The organism is Micromonospora sp. WMMD961, assembly GCF_029626145.1.
Taxonomy (GTDB): domain Bacteria; phylum Actinomycetota; class Actinomycetes; order Mycobacteriales; family Micromonosporaceae; genus Micromonospora.
Genome location: NZ_JARUBJ010000002.1, coordinates 2978656 through 3000476 on the forward strand (window position 1 = coordinate 2978656; position 21821 = coordinate 3000476).

A 21821-nucleotide genomic window follows, 5' to 3' on the forward strand; every position below is an offset into this window, starting at 1 on the left:
CCGGCAACCCTGCTCCGGTGCGGCTCTGACCACTGTCCGCGGCTACCTCACCGGCGAGGGTCCTCCTGGACCTTCAGGGCGTTGAGGATCGGGTCGCTCTCGCCCTTCTCACGGCGAAGCTCGATCGTCAGATCGCCACCGGCGTGTTCGACGGTGACCGCGTTCGTGTCTGCGGTCTTCGCACCCACCTTCGCCTGCACGTCGTGGTCGTGGAGCACCACCTTGCCGTCGGCCAGCACATCGAAGGCGCGGTTGCCGGCCTTTACCTTCTCGATCTCCGCGAAGTCGAGGCCGATCCGGTACGTCCCGGCAGGGGCGTTCTTGAACACGTAGCTGAACGTCTTGCCGCTCCGCTGGGTGCGGAACAGCGCGTCGTCCTCGGTGCCGGCGATGTCGGCCCTGGTGGAATGCGCCTTGCCGCCGACGTGACCCCACGGCCGCGAGCCGAGCCCCTGGTCGGGCGACCAGAAGAAGCCGTCGGCACCGACGTACCCGGATCCACCGACGTCGACGCCCTTCCAGTAGGCCGAGGTCGCCACACGGACCGGCTTGAGCTGGGCTTCGCCCTTGCCGGCGTTCGATGCCACGAGCAGGTCGCCGACGAGTACGCCGGGCTCGACGCCGGCGTTGTCGGCCGTCGCCGTAACCGTGGTGGACGTGCCGGCCGCGAGGGTGACCGTGCCGGTTGCTGCCGCGCCCGTGAGGGTCAGCCACGGAAGGTCGGCGGCCTCGTGCCCACCGTCGCTGGTGCGCTTCTGCTCGCTGATCCGCACCTCGAGCGGGGCGGAGCCGGTGTTGGTCACCGTCACGTCGGCCGTCGCTTTCTGGTCCTTGTCGAGGAGCCAGTCGACGTCAGCGCCAGTGACGGTGGCGACGCCCGTGGTCAACGCCGTGTCGACAGTCTCGGCCTGATCCTTCTTGGCGATGGTCACCGGGTGGCTCGCGGTGACGTAGTTCGGCGCGTCGACCTGTACGGTGTTCTCGCCGACCAGCGCCTGGGCCTTCCACCGGCCCTTCGCGTCGGTCGTGATGACCCGCTCACCGGCCGGCCCCTTGAGCGTGACGATCGCGCCCTCGATCGGCTTGCGGTCGTTCGCGTCGGTGACCGTGCCCTCGATCGTGCCGGCGGCGGGCAGGGTGTACTCCAGCCCCAGACCGGCCTTCAGGATGGGCTGGTTGAAGGAGTACTGGCTCGCGGGGTTGCGGTTCAGGCTCTCCACGCCGACCGTCGCCGACGAGCCCTTGGTGAGGGGGTTGTCGCCGCCGACGCCGTCGCCGTACCCGATCTGGATCCGTCCGTCCGCGATCAGGGTGACCGAGAAGCTCACGCGGGCCGTGCGGTCACTGTAGAACGCGACGTTGCGCCACTCGACGACCTGCGCCGCCAACCCGTCCACCTCGGTCGTGCCGAAGTAGATACCCGCCTCGTCGTCGACGATGAGGTCGTCCCAGAGCGGATAGATCGCGTCGATCGGGTACGGCGACGGCAGTGCCGTGTTGTTCCCCGACGTGCTGGCGCGGTCGAAGGCCAGCGTGCCGTTCGTCGTCACGCACACGCCGTCCCACGCCGTGTCGTAGAACGGTTGCAGGAAGCTGGAATCAAACCACAGGGGGCCGCACAGGTCGTCGCCGTGCCACCCGGACTCCTGCGTGCCCTGGCGGTAGAGCCCGTCGGTCACCTTCATCGAGTACGAGCGACCGGCGGGGGACACCGGCACCGGGCCTGGCTCCGGCTCCTCGGGCTGAGGCTCCGGCTCCGCCTCGTCCCCGCGCGGGTCGAGCGTCACCCGCAGCGCGGCGATGGTCGGAGGTTTCAGGCCCTTCGAGCCCCGCAGTTCCACGGTCAGCGGACCACCCTCGTGCTTGACGACGGCGGTGCGCCAGTCGGCGACGTCCGACCCCACCGCCCCAGCCGGGTCGTACGCGTAGTCCGTCAGCGTTCCGCCCACGAGGACGTCGAACACCCGCTTGCCCTTGGCCACCTTCTCGATCTCGGCGAACCCGAGGTCGACCGCGTAGGTGCCCTTGGGCGCGTCGGGGAAGCGGTAGAACAACTGCTTGTCCGATGTGGTGCGCTGCGACTGGAACAGGATGTCGTCCGTCGTCCCGTCGATTCCGTTCTTCGTGGCGGTGACCTTCGTCTTCCCCTCGTAACCCCACGCCTTCTTGCTGGCGGCCTGGTCGGCGAGCCAGGTGTAGCCGGAGCCGTCGGTGACCTTCGCGCCACCGGCGTTGACGCCGACCTGGTACTTCGTGGTCGTGAGCGTCACCGGTACGTAGGTCTTGGACTGGCGTCCCGAGTCGGACCTGACCACGATGTTCGCGCCGAGGACGCCCAGCTTGGCGCCCTTCGCGGAGATCGAGACCTTGACGGTCGTCGACTGACCCGGGGCGAGGGTGCCGCCGGTCGAGGAGAGCGACAGCCACGGCAGGTCGGTGACCAGGTCGTCCTCGACGTCGACAAGTACGACGTCGTCGGCGAGCTGGTCGGCCGCCCACAGCGCCCCGGTCGAGTCGGTCTCCAGGCCGCCGCCCTGGCCCGCCTTCTGGCCGGGGAACCACCACGCGTTCACCAGCGCGCAGTCGTCGGGGTCGACCTGCAGCAGGCGGGTGGGCCTGTTCGAGGTGAGGTCGGTGTACCAGATGGTGTCGGACGCCTGGTTGTAGGCCAGGCCCATCACCTCGGGCAGCGGCGGGGTGCAGAAGGACAGCAGCGCACCCGGGTTGTCGTGCGACGTCCCGGCGACGGTGCCGATCATCCCGTTCCTCCGGCCGCCGACGTAGAACACGTCCTGGATCGGGTTGTAGGCGAGGCCGGTCAGCTGCAGTGTGGACCAGTCACCCTTGATCTGCCGGGTCTCCTTCCCGGTCGTGCGGTCGAAGCAGTGAATGAAGCTGGCCGGGCTGTCCTCCATCTGGCACATGTCACCGGTCTTGGTGTCGAGCGCCATGTCGAACGCCCGGTACGCGGGGTTCCACGAGGCGTCGAAGACCTTTCCGGTCGGCTTGCCCGTCACCGTGTAGGCGGTGTTGGTCCGCTTGTTGTAGTCGTGGACCCAGACGTCGCCGTCGTACCCGATGCCGGAGGGCTCTTTGTCTTCGATCGTGCCCGGGATGGCGATCCGGGTGATGACGTCGCCGCCGGAGGTCGTGCCGACCTTGCCAGCCGCCTGTGCCTCGGCGGCGCTCGACGTCGCCGCCTTGCCGTCGACGTTCGACGGCTTCATGCCGCTCGCCCCGGACCTCCACGCCGTGAGGTCGATCGTGCTGGCCGCGCCCTTGCCGGTGCGCGCGGTGGTGCCGGCGGCGTCGAGGTCGGGGTGGCGCGCCGCCTCACCCAGGTTGTACGTGAGTGGGGCGGAACCGTTGTTGGTCAGCGTCAGCGAGCCCACGCCGTTCTGGTCGGCGCCCAGGAGCGCGTCGAGGCCGTCGGCCTTCAGGCCGGCGACGCCCGTGGTCAGACGTGCGTCGATCGTCGCCTTCGCATAGAGCTTGTCGAGGGAGAAGGGGTATGCCGCGGTCGTGTAGTTCGGCGTGTCGACAGTCATGGTGTAGTCGCCGACCGGAAGCTGGCGATGCACGATGCCGGTCCCGTCGGTCGTGACGGTCTCGACCAGCCCGGACTTGTTCGTGAAGGAGACCTTGGCCCCGGCCACCGGCAGCCCGTCGTTCTGGTCGACGACTGTCGCGTCGAGGTACCCGAAGTCAGGCAGGTCGTAGGTGACGATCATCCCGTCGCGCAGCACCGGGGCGCTCTCGGAGAACCGGATGCCGTCGACACCGGCCCAGCCCTGGATGCCGGTGGTGGCGTGCGCGCCGGCGGTCACCGGGTCGTCGGTTCCGATGCCGTCGCCGTAACCGAAGATCACCGTGCCGGATCGGGTGAGCGTGGCCGAGAAGTTGACCGGCTCGGTGTACTCCGACCGGTCCGGATAGGCCCACAGTTTGGCGTTGCGGTACTCGACGACGAACGCGTCCTCACCGTTGACCTTGGTGGCTGCCGTGAACACTCCGCCGCCGGGGGCGAACTCGACCGGGGTCTGGACGTAGAAGGGGAAGATGCCCGCTCCGCCGTTGCCGGGTCCGGTGCTGGTGTCCGGGGAGATCACGCCGCGCCGGCCGACACCGAGGGTGTCGTGGCTGCCGTTGTAGAGCGCGACCGGGAACGGCAGCTTCACCGTCGCCCACACGCCGCTGGTGAAGGCGACCGGGTCGGTTCCGCGCAGGTACTCGCCGTCGGAGACGGCGCAGCTGTAGCCGCCCTTGTCGACGACGAGCCCGACGGGGATCTCGCGCGACTCGTTCTGCGCGCCGACGGTCAGCGGGACCGCCGTGGCCGAGAAGCAGGCGTTGGGTTTGACGGTCAGAGTGTACCCGCCCTCGGGGACAGCGCCGATCGTGAACGCGCCGTTGGCGTCCGTGCGTACCGGCTTGAGCGGCGTGTCCTTGACGGAGACGTCGGCGTTCGGGACGGGCCGCTTCTTGTCGTCGACGACCCTGCCGCTGATGTCGTGCTTCGCGGCGGCGGTGAGCGGCAGCTTGACGGAGGTGTCCTGGCCGAGGGAGATCGTGACGTCGGCGGTCGCGGTCAGGTAGCCGAAGACCTTGGTGCTGAGCTGGTAGTCGCCGACCGGGAGGTTCGTGGTGAACCGGCCGTCCTTGTCGGTGCCGATCGAACGGCTGAACGGTCCGCTGATCGTCACCTCGGCGGCGGGGACCGGGGTGCCGTTGGCGGTGACCACACCGGTGAGGGTGCCGCCCTTGCGGGGGGCGAGTTCGAGCAGGCGGACGAGGTCGAGCCGCCCCTCGCCGTACTTGTTGTTGACCTCGGCGGTCCCGCCGCACTCGGTGTCGTCGACGTCGACGGCCGACTCCCCGAGCAGGCGGCGGGTCTCCTCGACCTGCCCGATCAGGGTCGGGTCGTAGCTCCACAGCGCCGCGACGGCGCCGGCGACGTGGGGGGCCGCCATCGAGGTGCCGGACATCTCGACGTAGCTGTTACCCGGGTACGACGAACGGACCCCGTCGCCCGGAGCGGAGATCTCGGGCTTGATCCGGCCGCCTTCGCCCTCGCCCTTGCGGGAGAACAACGCGAGCGTGCCGTCCGAGGAGTAGGCGCCGACGGAGTAGGCACTCACGGCGGAGCCGGGCGAGGAGACGGTGTCGCAGGCCGCGTACGGCACGGTGTTGCCCGATGACCAGACGCTGAAGATGCCCGCCGCGCTCCAGGCCTCGTCGACGGCCTGGAAGAAGTCGTCGAAGTTGTGCTCGATGTCCTGGCCCCAGGAGTTGTTGACGACGTGGGGGCGCTTGGACGGGTCGGGGTTGTTGCCCTGGACGTCGGTCGGCGCGAGCAGCCACCAGCCGGACCGCAGCAGCGACTCGGCGCCGGTGCTGTCGCAGCAGCCGTTCGTCGCGATCCACTGCGCGTCCGGGGCGACGCCGACGTGATTGGTGCCGTCGTCGCCGACCATGGTGCCCATGGTGTGCGTGCCGTGTCCGTTGTCGTCGCACGGTGCGCCCGTGCACGCCCCCCGGGTGGCCATCCAGTTGTAGTTGTGGTCGACGGTGCCGTCGGCCTTCGTGCCGCGGTACTGGTGCGTCAGGGCGGGGTGGTCGAATTGGACGCCCGAGTCGAGGTTGGACACGGTGATGCCCGCACCGGTGGCGCCCATCGCCCAGGCCTGCGGGGCGTGGATGGCCTCCAGACCCCACGTGGAGGTGCCCGCCTCGGCGGTGGCCTTCGGCGCGGAGGGGCGGGCGGCCTGGTCGGCGGGGACCTTCTTTTCCACGGGCTCGACCAGCGCGACCTGTGGCGTCGCGTGGATCTCGGCGACCTGCACCTTCGCGGCCACGTCGAGGGCGAGCTTCTCGGTGCCCCCCTTGACGAGAACGGCGTTGGCGATCGGGTACGAGGTGTACTTGACTCCTGCCCGGTCGAGTTCGGCGGAGACGGACGCCACCGAGTCCTTCGCCGCCGCGGCCAGCGCGTCGTAGACGAACTGACCACGAGCGGTCCAGTTGGCGATCTTCTTCGCCGGCCCGAGGTCGGCCTTGGTCCCGAACGTGATCCAGAAGTCGGAAGCCGGAGATGTGCGGAAGCGGTCCTTCAGGCTCGACGCGATCTTCTTTGCGGCCGAGCCGGGATCCGGCTCGGCGGCGGACGCCGACGACGGTTGGATGATGCTGAGGCCGACCACAACGGCCAGCGAGGCCGCGAGGGTTTTGAGTCTCATCTGAGTCCTTTGACCTACAGGGGCTGATAGGGGTCGTGGCTCGTGTGGTCGTCGACACCGTCGACGTCGCGGGCGTCGGAGTCGTCACGGGCGCCGACGCGCGGCTCGCGGGACGGCTCGGGTGGTGGCCGGTGCTCGATGGCGGAGTCGTCACGCGCGGCAGGTCGTTCAGGCATGCATCGCCCTACGGCTATGGATCATGCAGTCATGCTCGGGGCGGACGAGTGACCTTAGCTATCCGGCGGATACGTCAATTTTCACGATGCGTCGTCGAGGGAGTGCTCTTCTGCGAACACTCCGGCCTCCACTGCCTTGACCGCGAGCGCGGTGCGGGAGGTCACCTTCAACTTGCGCATCGCCGCACGTAGCTGCTGATCCACAGTGGCCGGCGACTTGGCCAGAATCCGGCTGATCTCCCGGTTCGTCTTGCCGGCGACCACCAGTTGGACCACGTCGAGCTCGCGAGGTGAGAGCTGGTCGCCGTACCCGCGTCGGCCCCCGCGCCACAGTCGCGGGACATCGGCGCCGTGTTCGCGGAGCCGCTGTGCGACACGGTCCGCATCGCCGCGGGCTCCGAGCCTGAACAGTCGCTCGTACTGTGCCGCCAACAGGTCTCGGCCCTGTTCGATCTGGCCCTGCGCGATGAGCGCCTCGGCTTGACGCTCGCGGGCGAGCATGGCGTCGTAGGGGCGCGGCAACGCGCTCCAGGCGCGCGCCGCCCGATCGTATGCCGTCGCCGCGCGGGCGTGGTCTCCGGCTGCGGCGAGCAGCAGGGCACGGCACACGGTGAGCGCGGCGCGAGGCGCGGGCGCCGTACGACCACGCAGTCCTCTGGCGAACTGGTCGCCCAGGCGTGTCGCGGCCTTCAGGTCGCCCGCGGCGAGGTGCGCCTCGATCCGGGCGGGGACGAGGTCCGTCGCCCAGACCCAGATGCCCTTTCTCCGCACGGTGTCCATCGGCTCGTTCGTGATCTGCAGCGCCCGGTCGCTGTTGCCGTCCGTCAGCCACAGTCTGGCCAGCGCCGCGGCGGCCTCCATCGTGTCGTCGGCTGCGCCGAGACGGGCGGACTCCTGGAGGACCAGCCGGAACTGCTCCTCCGCAGCGCGCCGCCGTCCTGCTGCGGCTGCCAGTCGGGCAGCGAGGCGAACGCTGCCGAGGTAGTGCGCCGGACGGTCTCGGTCGGCGTCGGCGAGCGCCTCGCTCCGCTCCGCGAGGCCCTCCCACCGACCGGTGAGCCACGTCAGGTTGGCCTGTTCGAGCCGGACGTTGTGATGCAACCGGGACGCCTGCTCGGCGTCGGCAAGACGCAGGGCCACGTCGAGGTGCTTCTCCGCGTCGGCGTACCGACCCCAGAGCAGTGCCCCGGTGCCGACGTTGGCGTGGATGCGGGCCACGTCGAGACGCTCCGCCGGAGTCGCGCCGTCGGTGGGCAGGTCGGCGACGACGTCCCAGGCCTCCTCTTCGCCGAGCATGAGCAACGCGGCGGCTCGGTTGCCGGCCAGGTTCAGCCGTTCCGCGGGAGAAGCGAATTCGGCGGTGAGCTCGGCAGCGCGATCCAGCCAACGCCGGTGGGTCGACGCCGGCCACGGTCCCGCGTAGGCCCATCCGAGATAGGTCATTGCCCGAGCCCCCTCGATCGGGTCATGGTCGAGGTTGGCCACCGCCTGTTCGAGCTCGCCGAGCGCGGCCTGCGCCTCACCCCCGATGATCAGGAGCCGACCCAGAGGGTTGCGGATCTCGGCCTGCTGGCGGGCGGAGAGGCCGGGGGTCTCCAGCACCGAGCGCAGGGTACGGATCACGCGGTGGTAGACCGCGTCGACCGGTTCGCGCCGGCCCAGTGCGGCAACTCCGGCGATGCGTGCGACTCGTGCCCGATCCACCGGTGGCAGCACGGCCCGCGACAACAGATCGACCAGCAGATCGACCGCCTTGGTGTGGTCACCCGAGGCCATGGCCAGCTCCGCACCCTGCTCGGCGTACCGCGCCCAGGACCGCGTCTCGCCCGCTTCCCGGAAGTGGTGGGCCAGGCGTGCGACAGGTGGCGGATGGATGTCCTCCAAGGCCCGGCCGGCCAGCAGGTGGATGTGTCTGCGGTCGGTCAACGGGATCGCCTCGTAGACAGCCGTGGCGGCCAGCACATGCCGGAACCGCCACCGGCCGCGGTCGTCCCCGTCCAGGACGCCAGCGGATGCCGCCTCCGCGACAGCGCCTCGGCAGGCGGCTTGCGAGAGACCGGCGGTCACCGCGATCGTGGCCACCGATGACCGCTCGACCAACGTGGCCGCGGCTCGCAACACCTGCTGCGCCGTCGGCGACAGACGGCCCACCCGCTCCCGGGTGGAGTCACGCACCGTTGGCGGCACCTGAAGCTCGCGCAGCTTCAGCCGGACCCACTGTCCGTCGCGGACGACGAGGTCGGCGCGGTCGCACATGAGGCGAACCGACTCCTCCAGCGCCAACGGAACGCCACCGGTCCGCTCGTGCATGAACGTGGTGAACTCCTGCGATATTGGGTTGCCGTCCAGCATCGAGGACACCAGCGCCGCCGTGTCGTCGGGTCGCATGGGTGCCAGCGCGATCCTCAGCTGGGTCACGCCGGCGGGCAACCGGGATGTCAACCGCAGCAACAGCGACCCCACGTCCACCTCCTCCGGCCGGTAGGAGACCACGAGGCTGGGCCCGTCCGAATGCTGTCGGGAGGTCACGAACAGCAGGAACTCCAAGGTCACCTCGTCGGCCCAGTGCGCGTCCTCGAGCACGAGAACGTCGACACGTAGAGCCCGCAGCAACTCGTCCAGGGCGCGGAACAGGCGATGCCGTGCCGCCTTCGCATCGTCCAGGGGCGGCAGTGCGGGTGGCAGGTCCGAAGACCACTCAGGGAACAGGGGCCGTAACGCACCCGCGAGCTCGGTGAGCCGCAGCCGCGGTACCGGACGGTCGATCCCACGGAACGCGTCGACGATCGGCCCCAACGTCAGCGACTCACGAAGCGGCGGGCACACCGACACCAGAGCGGTGCGCTGGTCCGGTGCGGCCAACCACTCTCGTAACAGGCGGCTCTTCCCGATCCCGGCCTCGCCCTCCACCAGCACGATCGCCGGTGGTCGGGCCAACGCGCCCCGAAGCGCCGCCACCTCCCGGTCACGTCCGACGAAACGCGGCGCGGAGACCGTCGGTGAGGTCCCGTCGTCCTCGGGCGAGGGGTCGAGCATGCGTGATGATCTCGCTTTTCCATGCTCGGGCACAAGTGCCCGCCTTCGACGAGGCTCAACTGGCGACGAGTTCGGCGCTTGAGGGCCCTCGGTCGGGTGCTTCGAGGTGGCTGCTCGGTCTCAATAGAGTTTGCTTCTGCATATCTCCCGGTAGGGCGCGTCAGCCGGCGCGATTTCCCGCCATCGTTCCTGGCTGAGCGGTGTCTTGACCAGCCCGCAGGCAACCTGCCAGGGTTCCCTCTTGAGGGACGGCGGCCGCGGTTCGAGTGGTTGGACCGACATCATGGTTCCGCTCGGCTCCCGGGGGCCGTGTTCGAAAAGCCCCCACTCGCCGCCGTCGGCGAGTGTAATCCCCGAGACGTATTCCCGCTGGGATCGCAACTGCGGCTTGTCGCCGTCGGCCGGCAGATCGTAAACCCGGGTCCCGGCCGCGTCGTCGGTGTAGACAAGGTGGCGGCCCGAGAACGACGCCCATCTCCCGTCGTACAGCGCCCCGAGCTCAGTGGCCTTCGGCGTCCCGCGGAGGTGCCACAGCTCGACCGCGAAGTCGTCCGTCCTTTCTCGCTCCAGCAACACCCAGGACTGCGTCGCGTCGATCTCGATCGCGGTGAAATCCGCAGCGTCCTGGGAGATCGGATTGGCGGGAAGATCGCCGACCCTCCGTGGCTCGTCCGCGATGGTCCACAGCGTCGTCGTGGGGGCCTCGTCGTCGCCAGCGATCAAGGCCCAGTCCCGGGTCAGGGCGATCCAGGGGGCAGGGCCGACCTCTCCGACCTCGTGCACGCTCGGCGGACCCGATCGCAGGTCGACCAGCGCGACACTGCCGTCGGGCCGGGTGGCCGCGACAACATGGTCGCTTCCACCGGTGACGACATCCTCGACGCCGGCCAGGAACTCCTCTTTGGCGGGCTGTCCGGTGCGCTCGTCGATCAGCCAGCGATCCACGACCCCCGAGTCGTGCGTCACTGCGAGCGATTCATCCGGCAGTTCGACGAGAGCGGTGACATCGTCGCCGAGGGAGATGTTCTGCTGTCGCGCGTCCCGCTCGTAGAGCGCTGCCGAACCATCGTCCTGTGCGACGGCGAACCATGCGGGGCCGAGCAGGGCGTCGTCAACGGCCTGGCTTTCCAGAACGACGTCCCGGCCCGAGCGGAGGACTCGGACCGCGAAATCGTCGTCGGTCACGTACTGCACTAGCCCGGCCGAGCGCAACCGTTCGTTCGGCAACAAGTCGTTCGGCAACGAACCGTTTGGGCTGATCCGTTGCGGTGCCCCGGATCCGTCGAGCGGTCGGGCCTCCAGGCCGCCGCCGGACCGTTGATAGATGATCCAACCGTCGTCGACGTCCAGCAGCTGTAGGTCGGTCGGTCCGATCTTGACCGGCTCGGAGTGCGGACGACGGAGGTCGGATACGTAGGTGAGCCCGTCGATGCCTTCGTAGGCCATCCAGTTGGCCTCCACCGACAGAACCAACTCGATGTCGGCCGGCAGCGCGACCAGAGACAGCGGCGCGTTCTCGAAGTCGACAGTCGTGTAGCGACCGTCGTTCATCGAGAACACTCCGAAGCGGTCGTTGACATCCTCCACGATTGCCGGATGTGGAGAGAGGAGGACGGGAGCCGGCCGGCTGCCGGTCAAGTCCCAGGCCCGTAACGGCTGCTCGATACCATGGGTTAGCGCCCAATGTCCCGCCCGGATGACACCGAAAGAGCGCATCCGCGGCACACCGGCGGGTGTCTGAAGAACGGCGCCCAGCTCGTTCTTCGAGCTCGGATCGGAGTCGATCTCAACGGCGGCGATGCGCAGCCGAAGGGCGTCCTCGGACGCGCTCGTCTCGATCTTGTCGGCTGCCAGGTCGAGCTCGTGGGCCTGATCGCTGCGCACCCGCTGAAAGTAGCCGGTGACCTGGTCGCGGACCACCGGAACGGTCAGCGTGCCGACGACCACCGGCACGACGACGCAGGCGATCGCCGTGCCAATCCGCGAGCGCGAGACCCCAGCGCGCTCGGCCCTTGACTGGGTCGCGAGGTCCGGGAACTCTCGGGCCTCCCGAACGGGCTGTATCCGGCGGCGGATTCTCGGGTGTCCGGCCAGATGCCGCTGCACCAGGTCGTGGCGGAACTGGTAGGCCGGTCCGACCTGCCGCAGGATCCCGCGCTGGTGCGCGTCGTCGAGAAAGCCCATCAACCGCCACGGCAGGCGTCCCCAGAGAGCCAGCCATGCCCGGGCCACCGTGTACGACGTCCATGGCGATCCCGCGCCGAGCAGAACCGAGCCGAAGACGGCTAGGCCGCCGAACCCGGCCGGGCCGAACGACGTCCCGCCCGAGTGCCCCGAGAAGGCGAGCAGCTCCGGATCCACCCGATGCACGATCGCTAGGCCGGACCCAGCCGAGACCCCGGCTGCCAGGGAGACGGTCAGGCAGGTCACGCGGTCGCTGCGCAGAACCGAGCGCGGCGAGACAGGCGCCTGATCGTCCAAGGGTGTGGCGAGCCACCGTCCGATGCCGATCGGAACGCCGATACCCACGGTGATGGCGAGGACCGTCCACATCGCGAGCGGACCGCCATCGGCCATGATCGTGGCCAACATCTCCGACTCGGAGTCAAGGTCGTCGAGGCCGACGATCAACCCGACCAGGGCACCGACGGGAATCGCTAGGGCGAGCCCGGTGGCGATCCCGGACAGCAACCGGGCCGGCAGGGTGCGTAGATTCCAGGACGGCCGGGTGGGCAGCGCCTTGCGCCAGGTACTCAGCACCGTGTTGATCAGGCTGAACGCGCTAGCCAGAGCCGCGACGAAGATGGCGTCCTGCAGTGCGGTGAGCGGGTCCACCGACCCGCCGAGGTCAAGGGCGTTGATGGTGTCGGCGACCATCGTGACAGGATTGACCGAAGCGCCGCTTTCGACCCGCCGGATGACCTCGGCGACGGTGGTAACGAGCGCGACGGCGGCGAACGCGTCGCGGGCCGTGGTGGCTACCACGCGACCGGCCCGGCGCAGCCGTCCCGGGTCGCCCACGTCGCGCCGGGCCCGGCTGCGTCCCGCGCCGAGGCCTGAGACGATGCCCGCGCCAAGGCCGAGCGCGGCGCCCAACTGGGCATTGTCGCCAGCGCTGCCCGGGAACGGCTCGATGAGCGTGCAGCTGACCGCCCCCGTCAGGCCGATCACGAAGGTCACCGTGCCGACGATCACCGCCGACGGCACCGCCCGCGGCAGGTCCCACCACGTCAGGGTAGGGCTGAACAGGCGATGTTCCAGGTGGCGGGCCAGTGTGGTCAACCACCGCTCCGGGCCGCGGGCCTTTTCGCGGCTCCCGTAGGTGCCGACCAGGAACTGGTCGAGCAGGTGACTCTCGGCCTCGGTCCGCGACGTCAGGTGGGTCAGCTCGTCGGGGTCTGTCGCGCCAGGGCCGTAGACCGTCCGTGCCAGGGCAATCATGAGCGGCGTCGACAGTGCCTCGGCGAGCCAGCCGCCCGGCGCGGCCCGCATCACCTGCGTGATCTTCTCCCAGCGGCGGCTGCCCGCCGGTTCCGGGCCGGTCAGGAACTCGATCGCGTCCTCGACCGTGACCGGGCTGATCGTGACCTCGGCGGCCATGGGCAGGCGGCCCGCCTCGTCCACGATCTCCTCGTACTGGGCCGCCCGGCAGGTCACCACGGTGTTCAGGCCGTTGCGGGTGGCCACGTCGCCCAGCTCGCGCGCCGCCGCCGGGCGCAGCGCCTGCGGCATCTCGTCGAGGCCGTCGAGCACCAGCAGCACTCGGTCGTGGTCGACCAGCGCCCGCGCGGCGCCCGGGCCGTACTTCTGCTCGTTGGCCAGCTCCGGATAGGTGTCACCGATCCACTCGGCCGCCCAGCCTCGGAGGTCCTGCAGGTCGGGGCGCCACCCGGCCAGCGGCAGAAGCACCGGCACCTTCTCGCCCGGCTCCAGGGCGGCCATCGTGAACAGCAGCGCCAGCGTGCTCTTGCCCGAGCCGGGCGCACCCAGAATGAGCAGCTGCCGGTTGGTCAGCGCGCGGAACTGCCGCACCATCCCGGCCGCCGGCACCCGATCGGCCGGCTCCAGCAGCTGCCCGTCGGTCACCACCGAGGACGTCTCCCCGGCCGGCCGGCCGGTAAGGACCCAGCGCAGACGCAGCGGCCGGGGATGTTCGAGCCGCCGGGTCGCGATCTCCTGCTCCCACTGCCGGCGGACCCGGTGGCGCAGCACGTCGGCAGCGGCGGTCAAACGGTCGGTCGGCGTACCCGTGGACGTTTGAGCCCGGACACCGAAATAGATGGCCACCACCAGCGACAGGAGACCCACGATGGCCGAGGCGACGCTGGCGAGCGAGTCGGCGGCGTCTCGAACGTTGCTGCGGCCGAAGCCCAAACTCAGCAGAAACGCGGTCAGCGCCACCGCCACGGCGACCGCGCAGACCGTCCACCTGGCCCTGACGCTCAGCCGTCCGGGGATGCGCACGTCTCATGATTACGTAAGAGCGGCCGAGCCGCCACGGCACGACCTGATCGAACTGGTCCTCACCGTGGGTCGAGGCGGTCATGGGCGGGTGCCACTCGACTCTGCCAACTGGTGATCGTGCTTGTCCAGGTCACTCACTGCATGCCGCGCGAGCGGTAGTGACCGGTGAGCCGACCGAGCTTCATGGCCAGGTGCAGGCACAGCCGTTCGTTGCCGTCCTTGAGGTCGGTCCCGGCGAGCTGTTCCACCCGTTGCAGCCGGTAGTAGAGGGTCGTCCGGTGCAGTCTGAGCTTCTCGGCGGTCGCGTGCGCGTTGCCCGCCAGGTCGAGGTAGGCCTCCAGGGTCTCCAGGAGCACCTGGTGGGCGTCGTCGCGCAGCAGTCGCTCCAGCCCGGGATGCACGCCCGCGACGTCGAGGTGCTGACTGTCCAGTTGGGACAGCACCCGGTAGATGCCCAGACCAGCCCAGGAGACCACCCGGCCCAGCGCGGGCAGTTGCGTACCGACCCGGGCGGCCTGCGCGGCCTCCTGGTACGACTCGATCGCGCTGGACAGCCCGGCCCGGGGCTGGCCGATCCCGGTCACGGTCCGGTCCACGGAGGCCAGACCCCGGGTCGCGGTGCCCAGCGCCTCGTCCAGGTGCCCGGCGGAGGCCTCCGGCGAGGGGCGGCCGGCAACCCGGTCGCCGCAGAGCAGCAGCACCCCGTGGTCGTGCCAGACGAGGTGCAGCGTCTCCCGCACTCCGATCCACCGGCGAGTGGTGACCAGGGCCTGTTCCAGGGCGATCCGCGCCACCTCGTCGGGTTGCCGCCCGCCGGCCGGCACGAGCTGCGCGACGAGCGCGACGGTGGACCCGTCTGCGGCCACCACGCCCTCCTCCACCAGCGCCCGCGCCGCGTGCTCGCGCGCCTGCCGGCTCTGGACGAGTAAGGTGCGGGTGGCCTCCGTCTCCCGCTGCGAGGCGAGCTCACCGAGCAGGTTCTCCCGGTACAGGGCCAACGACAGGTCGGCGAAGGGGCCGGTCGCGGTGGCGATGTCGGCGTCGGTCATCGAACCGTCCGCGTCGATGAACCAGACGAACCCGAGCAGCAGGTCGTCGTGCCGGATCGGCACGCAGACCCTCGCCAGCAGGTCCAGTTCGGGGCACGCGGGGGTGCGGATCGGCGCGTAGGCCGTGAGCACGCCCATGCCCCGGAACCAGGCGATCACCTCCGGCGTGGTCTGCCGCCGCAGGATCGACGTCCGGCGGACCTCGTCCATCGGGCCGTCGTGCTCGCTGTAGGCGACCACCCGCTGTCGCCGGTCCTCGATGAGGGCGGGTCGCCCCACCCGGGCGGCGACGGCGTCGACGATTCGCTGGAGCTCACCGTGCATCTAACTCCCCAGGTTGCGCTGCGTGACAGGAATCGCGCGACCGCCAGTCCTTACCCTCCGGTGCGGGTGGGTCATCGCGCAAGGTCCACTGTCGAAGTCTCGACAAAAAGACGGACGGCACCGCGACGGTTCCGGCATCTGTCCGAAGACCGGAGGCGACAGGCGTTCCTAGGGTTCCGATACGCACCGCGCCGGCGCCCTCCTACCGGACGGTGTCGGCGGAGAGGGGATTTCCGAGTGGGAACTGGTAGGCCCTGGCGGGGCGTGCTGGTCGCCATCACCACGCCGTTCCGCGCCGACCTGTCGGTCGACTTCGACCAGCTCCAGGAACACGTCCGTCGGCTCGCCGCCGAGGGGTGCCACGGGGTCGCGCCGTGCACGTCGTTGGGGGAGTACCGGGCCCTGTCCGACGACGAACGGGCCGCCGTGGTGCAGGCGACCGTGGAGGCCGCGCCGTCCGGGTGCGCCGTGGTGCCCGGCGTCGGCGGCTACGGCAGCAGACAGGCCCGCCGCTGGACGGAGCAGGCCGCCGAGGTCGGCGCCCACGGCGTGCTCGCCCGGCCACCCGACGGGCCCGCGGCCCGAGCCGCCGACGTGGTCGCCCACTACCGGGAGGTGGCGGCGGTCGGCCTGCCGGTGGTCGCCCACAACGACCCGTACGACACCCGGTTGGACCTCACGCCGGACCTGCTGGCCACCGTCGCCGAGATCGACGGGATCGTCGCGGTCAAGGAGGTCACCGGCGACGTACGCAGGCTGCACCGCCTGCGGGACCTCTGCCCGCACGTCGACGTGCTGGTCGGCGCCGACGACGTGGTGCTCGAACTGGTGCTGTGTGGCGCCGCAGGATGGGTCGCCACCCTGCCGAACGCGCTGCCCCGCCAGGCCGTGCGCCTGTACGAGCTGTGCGTCGCCCGTGACCTGGGCCGGGCGCTGCCGCTCTACGCCGAGTTGCACCCGATTCTCGGTTGGGCCTCCCGGCCCGAGTCCGTGCAGGCCGTCAAGTTCGCCATGGAGTGCGCCGGACGGTCCGGCGGGCGGTGCCGCCCACCGCGCGGACCCCTGTCCGGGTCTGCCGTCGACCGGGTGCGTCGGGACGTGCTGCGGGCCCTCGCGGCAACCGCCGAACCCGCTCCCCGCGGCCACCCCGGCTGACCCGCCGGCAGCTGCCGGTCCTTCAGGTGTCGGAAGTCGCCGGCCGACCTGCCGACATCTGCACGGTGACCGGCACCGGCCCGCCCTCCTAGATTCGCTGCGCGGCCTGCTGACAGATGTTCCGCGAGACCCCCACCGGGACGTCGGCGCCGCGCTTTCCTCCGACGAGAGGTGGTTCCGTGCACCGTACCCCCCATCGAACCCGGCTGCGGCGAGCCGTGCTGGCCGCAGCCGTGGTGACCACGCTCGTGGCGACCGGGGCGGCGCAGGCCGCCGCGGCTCCGGCCAACCCCGCCGGCGGTACCGCGCCGTTCCAGGTCCTCGACCCGCAGGCCTGGCAGAACCCGGACACGATGACCTGGAACGACTACAAGGCCGTGCCCGGCAAGAACTGGGCGGACCCGAGCGTGTCGGGGTCGGTCCGCAACTTCAAGATCGCCCTGGTGGCGCTCGACTATCCGGACGAGACGTTCGCGGTCTCCCAGCGGGCCCGCTCGACGGTTTTCGGCAATCCCCAGTCCGTCGCGACCAACATCCCCCGGGCGGACGTGCCGACGTTCTACCAGGACTTCCTGAACACTCCGAACACCCTCAACAAGGGTCACACCCTGCACGAGTACTGGATGCAGGACTCCAACGGCCGCTACGGCGTCGACCTCACCGGGTTCGGGCCGTACCAGATGCCGGCCAAGTCCTACCAGTACGGGCTGGACAACGGGTTCAACCCGGGCGCCTGCCCGAGCGGGGACGTGTGCGCCAAGAACATCCGCACCGACGGCCTGGGCGCCTGGCGGGCGGCCGTCGGCGAGGAGGTCGCCAACCAGTACGAGCTGGTGTTCATCCTCAGCGCCGGTCAGGACGAGTCGTCGACCTGGCAGGAGTTCGGGCAGATGATCTTCCAGAACAAGGAGGACGTGCCGGACGCCTGGGGTCCGCCGGACCCCAACCTGCCGAACTGGGCGAAGACCCGCTACGTGGACTGGACCTCGTGGAAGGCGGCGGCGACTCTGTGGCCGAACGCCGGCGGTGGCTCCTCGACGCAGGGGGAGAGTTCCGGCATGGGCGTCTACGCCCACGAGCTGACCCATCTGCTGGGCATCGGCGACAACTACAACAACCCGTACGGCGAGCCGCTGCGCAGGGCGTACACCGGGATCTGGAGCATGATGTCGCGCGGGTCGTTCAACGGCCCGGGCGGTCCGCACACCCGCTGGCAGATCCCGCCCACCAACGGCGGCTCGATGGGTTCGCTGCACACAGTGCGGGACAAGCTCAAGATCGGCCTGCTCGGCGAGGAGCATGTGCTGCGACTGTCGCGGGAGTCGCTGGCCTCCTCGGGCCTGGTGGTCGCGCAGGTCACGGCCCGGGCGGTCGACGCCGGCCCGAAGGGTCTGACCGGCGTGAACGTCGCGCTGAACAAGGACCTGTCGCCGGCGTGCGGGGTCAGCACCGACCCGCTGTGCGACGGTGGCAACTTCAACAACTACACGGTCGAGGTCGTCGACCGGATGGGCGCGGACTCCTTCACCCCGGACAGCGGCGTGCTGCTGAGCAAGACGAAGAACGCCGACAGCGCGCCGTTCCAGTGGGTGGTGGACGCCAACCCGCAGGACATCGACATGATCGACTTCTACCGGCCGGACGGCACCCCGCAGAAGATCACCATGGGGGACTACCGGCAGCTCTCCGACGCGCTGTTCCACGCCGGCGCGGACACCGGCAGCCAGTACGAGTACGTCGACGAGGCCAACCGACTGCACTTCTACGTCATCGACCTCAAGCGGGACGCGACCGGTTCGCTCTCGTACACCGTGGCGGTGCGTTCGCTGGACGGCACCGGCGGGCCGAGCAGCCACGGCGTGACGCTGGCCAAGGGCGAGGTGACCGGCGGCGGCAAGCCGACCAACCGCGGAGTGACCTGCTCGTTCGAGCTGACCAACACCGGTTCCTACTCGGCCGGCGGCCAGCAGCACCCGGAGAACGTCAGCGCGTACCTGAAGTCGGATGTCTACCGCCTGTCGGCGGAGGTGGCCGGAAAGGGCTGGCGGACCTGGCTTCCCAACCAGCTCGCCACCGCGCAGTTCGGCAAGGCCACCACGGTCAAGGTGTCGGTGGGCGCCACTGCCGCCGCCGCGGACACCGGTTTCGTGAAGCTCACCGCCACCTCGGAGAGCGACCCCACGAAGACGGTGACCAAGCAGTGCCGGGTCGAGAAGTCCTGACCGACGCCCGGGGTTGACCCCGTTCCTGCCGGGTCCGCGGTGGCCTGCCATCGCGGACCCGGCAGGCGGGCGAGAGGAGGATGACGTGCGGCGAGGCACCATGGCGTTGCTACCCCTGCTGCTGGCCGGAGCGACCGGCTGCGGCACCGTCGGCGCCGACCCGGAGGCGGTCTCCCCGACGACCGTCCGGGTCCTGGTACGCGACATCAACATCCGGGCCGCAGGCGTGGACTGCGCCGGCACCGGTCCCTACCAGCACTTCCACAACCGGGCACCGTTTCGCGTGCTGGCCCCGGACGGGTCGGCGCTGGCCAGCGGGCAGCTGTCGGCGGGTACCGCGGTGGCGGCGTTCACCGAGGACCTGGGGGTCGAGCGGCTGCCCACCTACTGCGAGTTCGCCGTCGGTGTGCGGGTGCCGCAGCGGGCCTCCTACCGGCTGGAGGTGGACGGCCGGCCGGCGCTCGACCTGACGCCGGACCACAGCGAGGGCCCTGCGCTGGTGGCGGTGGTCCCGTCATGAGGCGGGCCGTCCTGCCACTGGTGCTGGCCGCGGCGCTGCTGGTCGGATGCAGTACGCCCGAGCCCGCACCCGGGCCGGCACCGGCCGGAGGGGCGGCGGCGCTGCCCGGACCGGTCCCCGCCGACCTGGCGCTGCGCCCGGCACCCGGCACCGCACCGGCCGCCCCGACGTTCACCGGCGCGCTGACCGACGGCACACCCTTCGTCGCGGCCGACCTGTGGGCGCAGCGTCCGGTGGTGCTCACCTTCTTCACCTCCTGGTGCACCACCTGCGCCAGTCGCCAGGCCGCCTTCAGCGAGCTCGCCCGCACCTATCGGGACCGGGTGGTCTTCGTCGGTGTGGCCGGCACCGACCAGGCCGACGAGGTCCAGGACTACCTACGCGCGCACCGGGTGGAGTATCCGGTCGTCCTGGACGACCAGCAGACCATCTGGCGTTCCTACGCGGTGCGGGAGCCGCCGGCCGTCGTACTGGTGGCCAAGGGTGGCGCCCTGCTCCGCGGCTGGCCGGGTGGCCTGGACGCCCCGGCACTCGACCAGCGGCTGCGGGAGCTGGTGCTGGCCGGCCAGCCGTAGTCCCGTCACCCAGACACTTTGATGCGGCCTCACCCGGGACCCCCGCCCTCGACAGGCGAGGGCCGCAGCCGTCGAACCACACCGGGTGAAGTTCCTACACGTGCAGATGGCGGCACCGGCCACCGGCTCGTAGCGTACGCATCCTCGGACACATCAAGGAGACTGCATGTCTACAGTGGGAACGCGCTGGCGCTCAGCCGTGGCCGTACTGTCCGCGACAGTGCTCGCCACCCTCGGCGCGGCGCCGCAGGCGCTGGCGGCGGACGGCCCGCCGTCGATCGTCGTCCAGGACGGCGTCACCCAGCCGGTGTTCGGCTACGCCGACGCCATTCGGGAACGCCTCTTCATCGACTCCACCTTCGACAGCGACAACGACGGTCTGCGCGACATCATCGCGTTCGACCTGATGCGGCCGGCGGCCACCGCGCAGGGGTTCAAGGCTCCCGTGGTGATGGACGCCAGCCCCTACTACTCGACGGTCTGCCGGGGCAACGAGTCCGAGTGCAAGGCGGACCTCGACGGCGACGGGCTGCTGGACAAGTGGCCGCTGTTCTACGACAACTACTTCGTGCCGCGCGGCTACGCGGTCATCCTGCTGGACATGGTCGGCACGAACAACTCCACCGGCTGCCCGACCACCAACGCCAACCAGGACAACCTGAGCGCCAAACAGGCCATCAACTGGCTCAACGGTCGGGCCACCGCCCGTAACGCCGCCGGTGAGGTCGTCAAGGCGGACTGGCACAACGGCAAGACGGGGATGATCGGCAAGTCGTACGACGGCTCGCTGGCCATGGCCACGGCGGTGACCGGCGTGAAGGGCCTGACCACTGTCGTGCCCATCAGCGGACCGACCGAGTACTACGACTACGTGCGCAGCAACGGTGTGGTCACCCGAGGCAACAGCTACGTTTCGTCGCTGGCCAACACGGTCACCAACCCCGAGCGTCGGGACTACTGCAAACCGGTGCGGGACGCGATAGGCGCCGCCGACGGCGACGAGCACGGCGACTACACGGCCTTCTGGAACGAGCGCAGCTACGTCAAGAAGGTCCCCAACGTCACCGCCAGCGTGCTGCTCTACCACGGCCTCAACGACGACAACGTCCGACCGGACCACTTCAGCAAGTTCTGGTACGCCCTGGCGGAGAACAACGTGCCGCGCAAGCTGTGGTTGTCGCAGGAGGGCCACGTCGACCCGTTCGACTCACGCCGCGCGGTGTGGGTGTCGACGCTGCACCGCTGGTTCGACTTCTGGCTGCAGGGCGTCGCCAACGGCATCATGGACGAGCCGCGGGTGGACCTGGAGCGCTCCGCCGACGTGTGGGAGACCCACGCCGACTGGCCGATCCCCGGCAAGGCCGACACCGAGGTGTTCCTCCAGCCCGGCACCACCGGAGCGGGCGGTCTCGGGCTGGTGCCCGCCGCGAAGCCGGCGACCGGGGCGTTCCAGGACAGTCGTACGCAGAGCCAGAACACCATGATCCTCAACCCGGACGTGGTGCAGCCCAACCGGCTGGCCTTCCTGTCCGCGCCACTGACCGCGCCGCTGCACATCTCCGGCACCCCCACCGTGCAACTGCGGGCCTCCGCCGACCAGACCGACACCAACCTCGGCGCGATCCTGGTCGACTACGGCACCGACGAGCGCGTCGCACACCGGGCCTCCGGCGAGGGCATCATCACCCTGACCACTGAAGACTGCTGGGGCCAGAGCAGCCCGACGGACGACGGCTGCTACAAGCAGACGGAGAAGCGGGTGGCCACGGCCGACTACGAGCTGGTCACCAAGGGCATCATGGACGCCCAGAACCGGCAGTCGATCCGCATCGCCGTGCCGCTGGTGCCCGGGGATTCGTACAACTTCAGCTTCCCGCTGCTGCCGGAGGACTACGTCTTCAAGCCCGGCCACCGGATCGGCGTGATCATCGTGGCCAGCTACCCGCAGTACTCCAGCCAGGCGGACACCACCGCCGCGAACCTGCAGGTCTCGCTCAAGAGCAGCAACATCGTGCTACCCGTCGTCGGCGGCACCGCCGCCGCGCACGCCGCCGGGCTCTGACC

At 70.1% G+C, this 21821-nt stretch carries 10 protein-coding genes; 5 read left to right on the forward strand and 5 right to left on the reverse strand.

The window, feature by feature from the left end:
- Nucleotides 1-47 precede the first annotated feature (47 nt).
- The 5 genes from O7614_RS14040 to O7614_RS14060 form a co-directional block, all read right to left on the reverse strand.
- Complete coding sequence (locus O7614_RS14040; RefSeq protein WP_278138884.1) at nt 48-6236, reverse strand: S8 family serine peptidase; 6189 nt, start codon at nt 6234-6236, stop codon at nt 48-50.
- A gap of 14 nt (nt 6237-6250) precedes the next feature.
- The gene (locus O7614_RS14045) at nt 6251-6412 is read right to left on the reverse strand and encodes a hypothetical protein (protein WP_278138885.1); all 162 of its coding nucleotides are present in this window, start codon (nt 6410-6412) and stop codon (nt 6251-6253) included.
- Between the two features lie 81 nt (nt 6413-6493).
- Nucleotides 6494-9448: a LuxR family transcriptional regulator gene (locus O7614_RS14050; RefSeq protein ID WP_278138886.1), complete on the reverse strand. Its 2955-nt coding sequence runs from the start codon at nt 9446-9448 to the stop codon at nt 6494-6496.
- A gap of 120 nt (nt 9449-9568) precedes the next feature.
- Nucleotides 9569-13855, reverse strand: coding sequence for an NACHT domain-containing protein (locus O7614_RS14055; protein WP_278138887.1), 4287 nt, complete (start codon nt 13853-13855; stop codon nt 9569-9571).
- A 191-nt stretch (nt 13856-14046) separates the two neighbouring features.
- Nucleotides 14047-15285, reverse strand: a complete 1239-nt coding sequence (locus tag O7614_RS14060) for a helix-turn-helix domain-containing protein (RefSeq protein WP_278138888.1) — start codon at nt 15283-15285, stop codon at nt 14047-14049.
- 237 nt (nt 15286-15522) lie between these two features.
- Between O7614_RS14060 and O7614_RS14065 the strand changes: the two genes are divergently transcribed.
- The 5 genes from O7614_RS14065 to O7614_RS14085 all read left to right on the forward strand — a co-directional run bounded on the left by O7614_RS14065 (nt 15523) and on the right by O7614_RS14085 (nt 21819).
- Nucleotides 15523-16440 carry a dihydrodipicolinate synthase family protein gene (locus tag O7614_RS14065; RefSeq protein ID WP_278138889.1) on the forward strand — a complete coding sequence of 306 codons (918 nt, stop codon included), beginning with the start codon at nt 15523-15525 and terminating at the stop codon, nt 16438-16440.
- Between the two features lie 179 nt (nt 16441-16619).
- On the forward strand, nt 16620-18662 hold the full coding sequence (locus O7614_RS14070) for a M6 family metalloprotease domain-containing protein (protein ID WP_278138890.1): 2043 nt from the start codon (nt 16620-16622) through the stop codon (nt 18660-18662).
- A gap of 85 nt (nt 18663-18747) precedes the next feature.
- Complete coding sequence (locus O7614_RS14075; RefSeq protein ID WP_278138891.1) at nt 18748-19182, forward strand: hypothetical protein; 435 nt, start codon at nt 18748-18750, stop codon at nt 19180-19182.
- On the forward strand, nt 19179-19757 hold the full coding sequence (locus tag O7614_RS14080) for a TlpA disulfide reductase family protein (protein WP_278138892.1): 579 nt from the start codon (nt 19179-19181) through the stop codon (nt 19755-19757). Before O7614_RS14075 ends, O7614_RS14080 begins: the two co-directional genes overlap by 4 nt.
- 166 nt (nt 19758-19923) lie before the next feature.
- Entirely contained in the window at nt 19924-21819 is a 1896-nt protein-coding gene (locus tag O7614_RS14085; RefSeq protein WP_278138893.1) for a CocE/NonD family hydrolase, read from the forward strand.
- Nucleotides 21820-21821: the final 2 nt, after the last annotated feature.

Excerpts from the sequence above, each read along its gene's own strand:
- O7614_RS14040 (WP_278138884.1), bottom strand. The coding sequence starts at position 6,236 with ATGAGACTCAAAACCCTCGCGGCCTCGCTGGCCGTTGTGGTCGGCCTC.
- O7614_RS14060 (WP_278138888.1), bottom strand. The coding sequence starts at position 15,285 with ATGCACGGTGAGCTCCAGCGAATCGTCGACGCCGTCGCCGCCCGGGTG.
- O7614_RS14080 (WP_278138892.1), top strand. The coding sequence starts at position 19,179 with ATGAGGCGGGCCGTCCTGCCACTGGTGCTGGCCGCGGCGCTGCTGGTC.
- O7614_RS14050 (WP_278138886.1), bottom strand. The coding sequence starts at position 9,448 with ATGCTCGACCCCTCGCCCGAGGACGACGGGACCTCACCGACGGTCTCC.
- O7614_RS14085 (WP_278138893.1), top strand. The coding sequence starts at position 19,924 with ATGTCTACAGTGGGAACGCGCTGGCGCTCAGCCGTGGCCGTACTGTCC.
- O7614_RS14045 (WP_278138885.1), bottom strand. The coding sequence starts at position 6,412 with ATGCCTGAACGACCTGCCGCGCGTGACGACTCCGCCATCGAGCACCGG.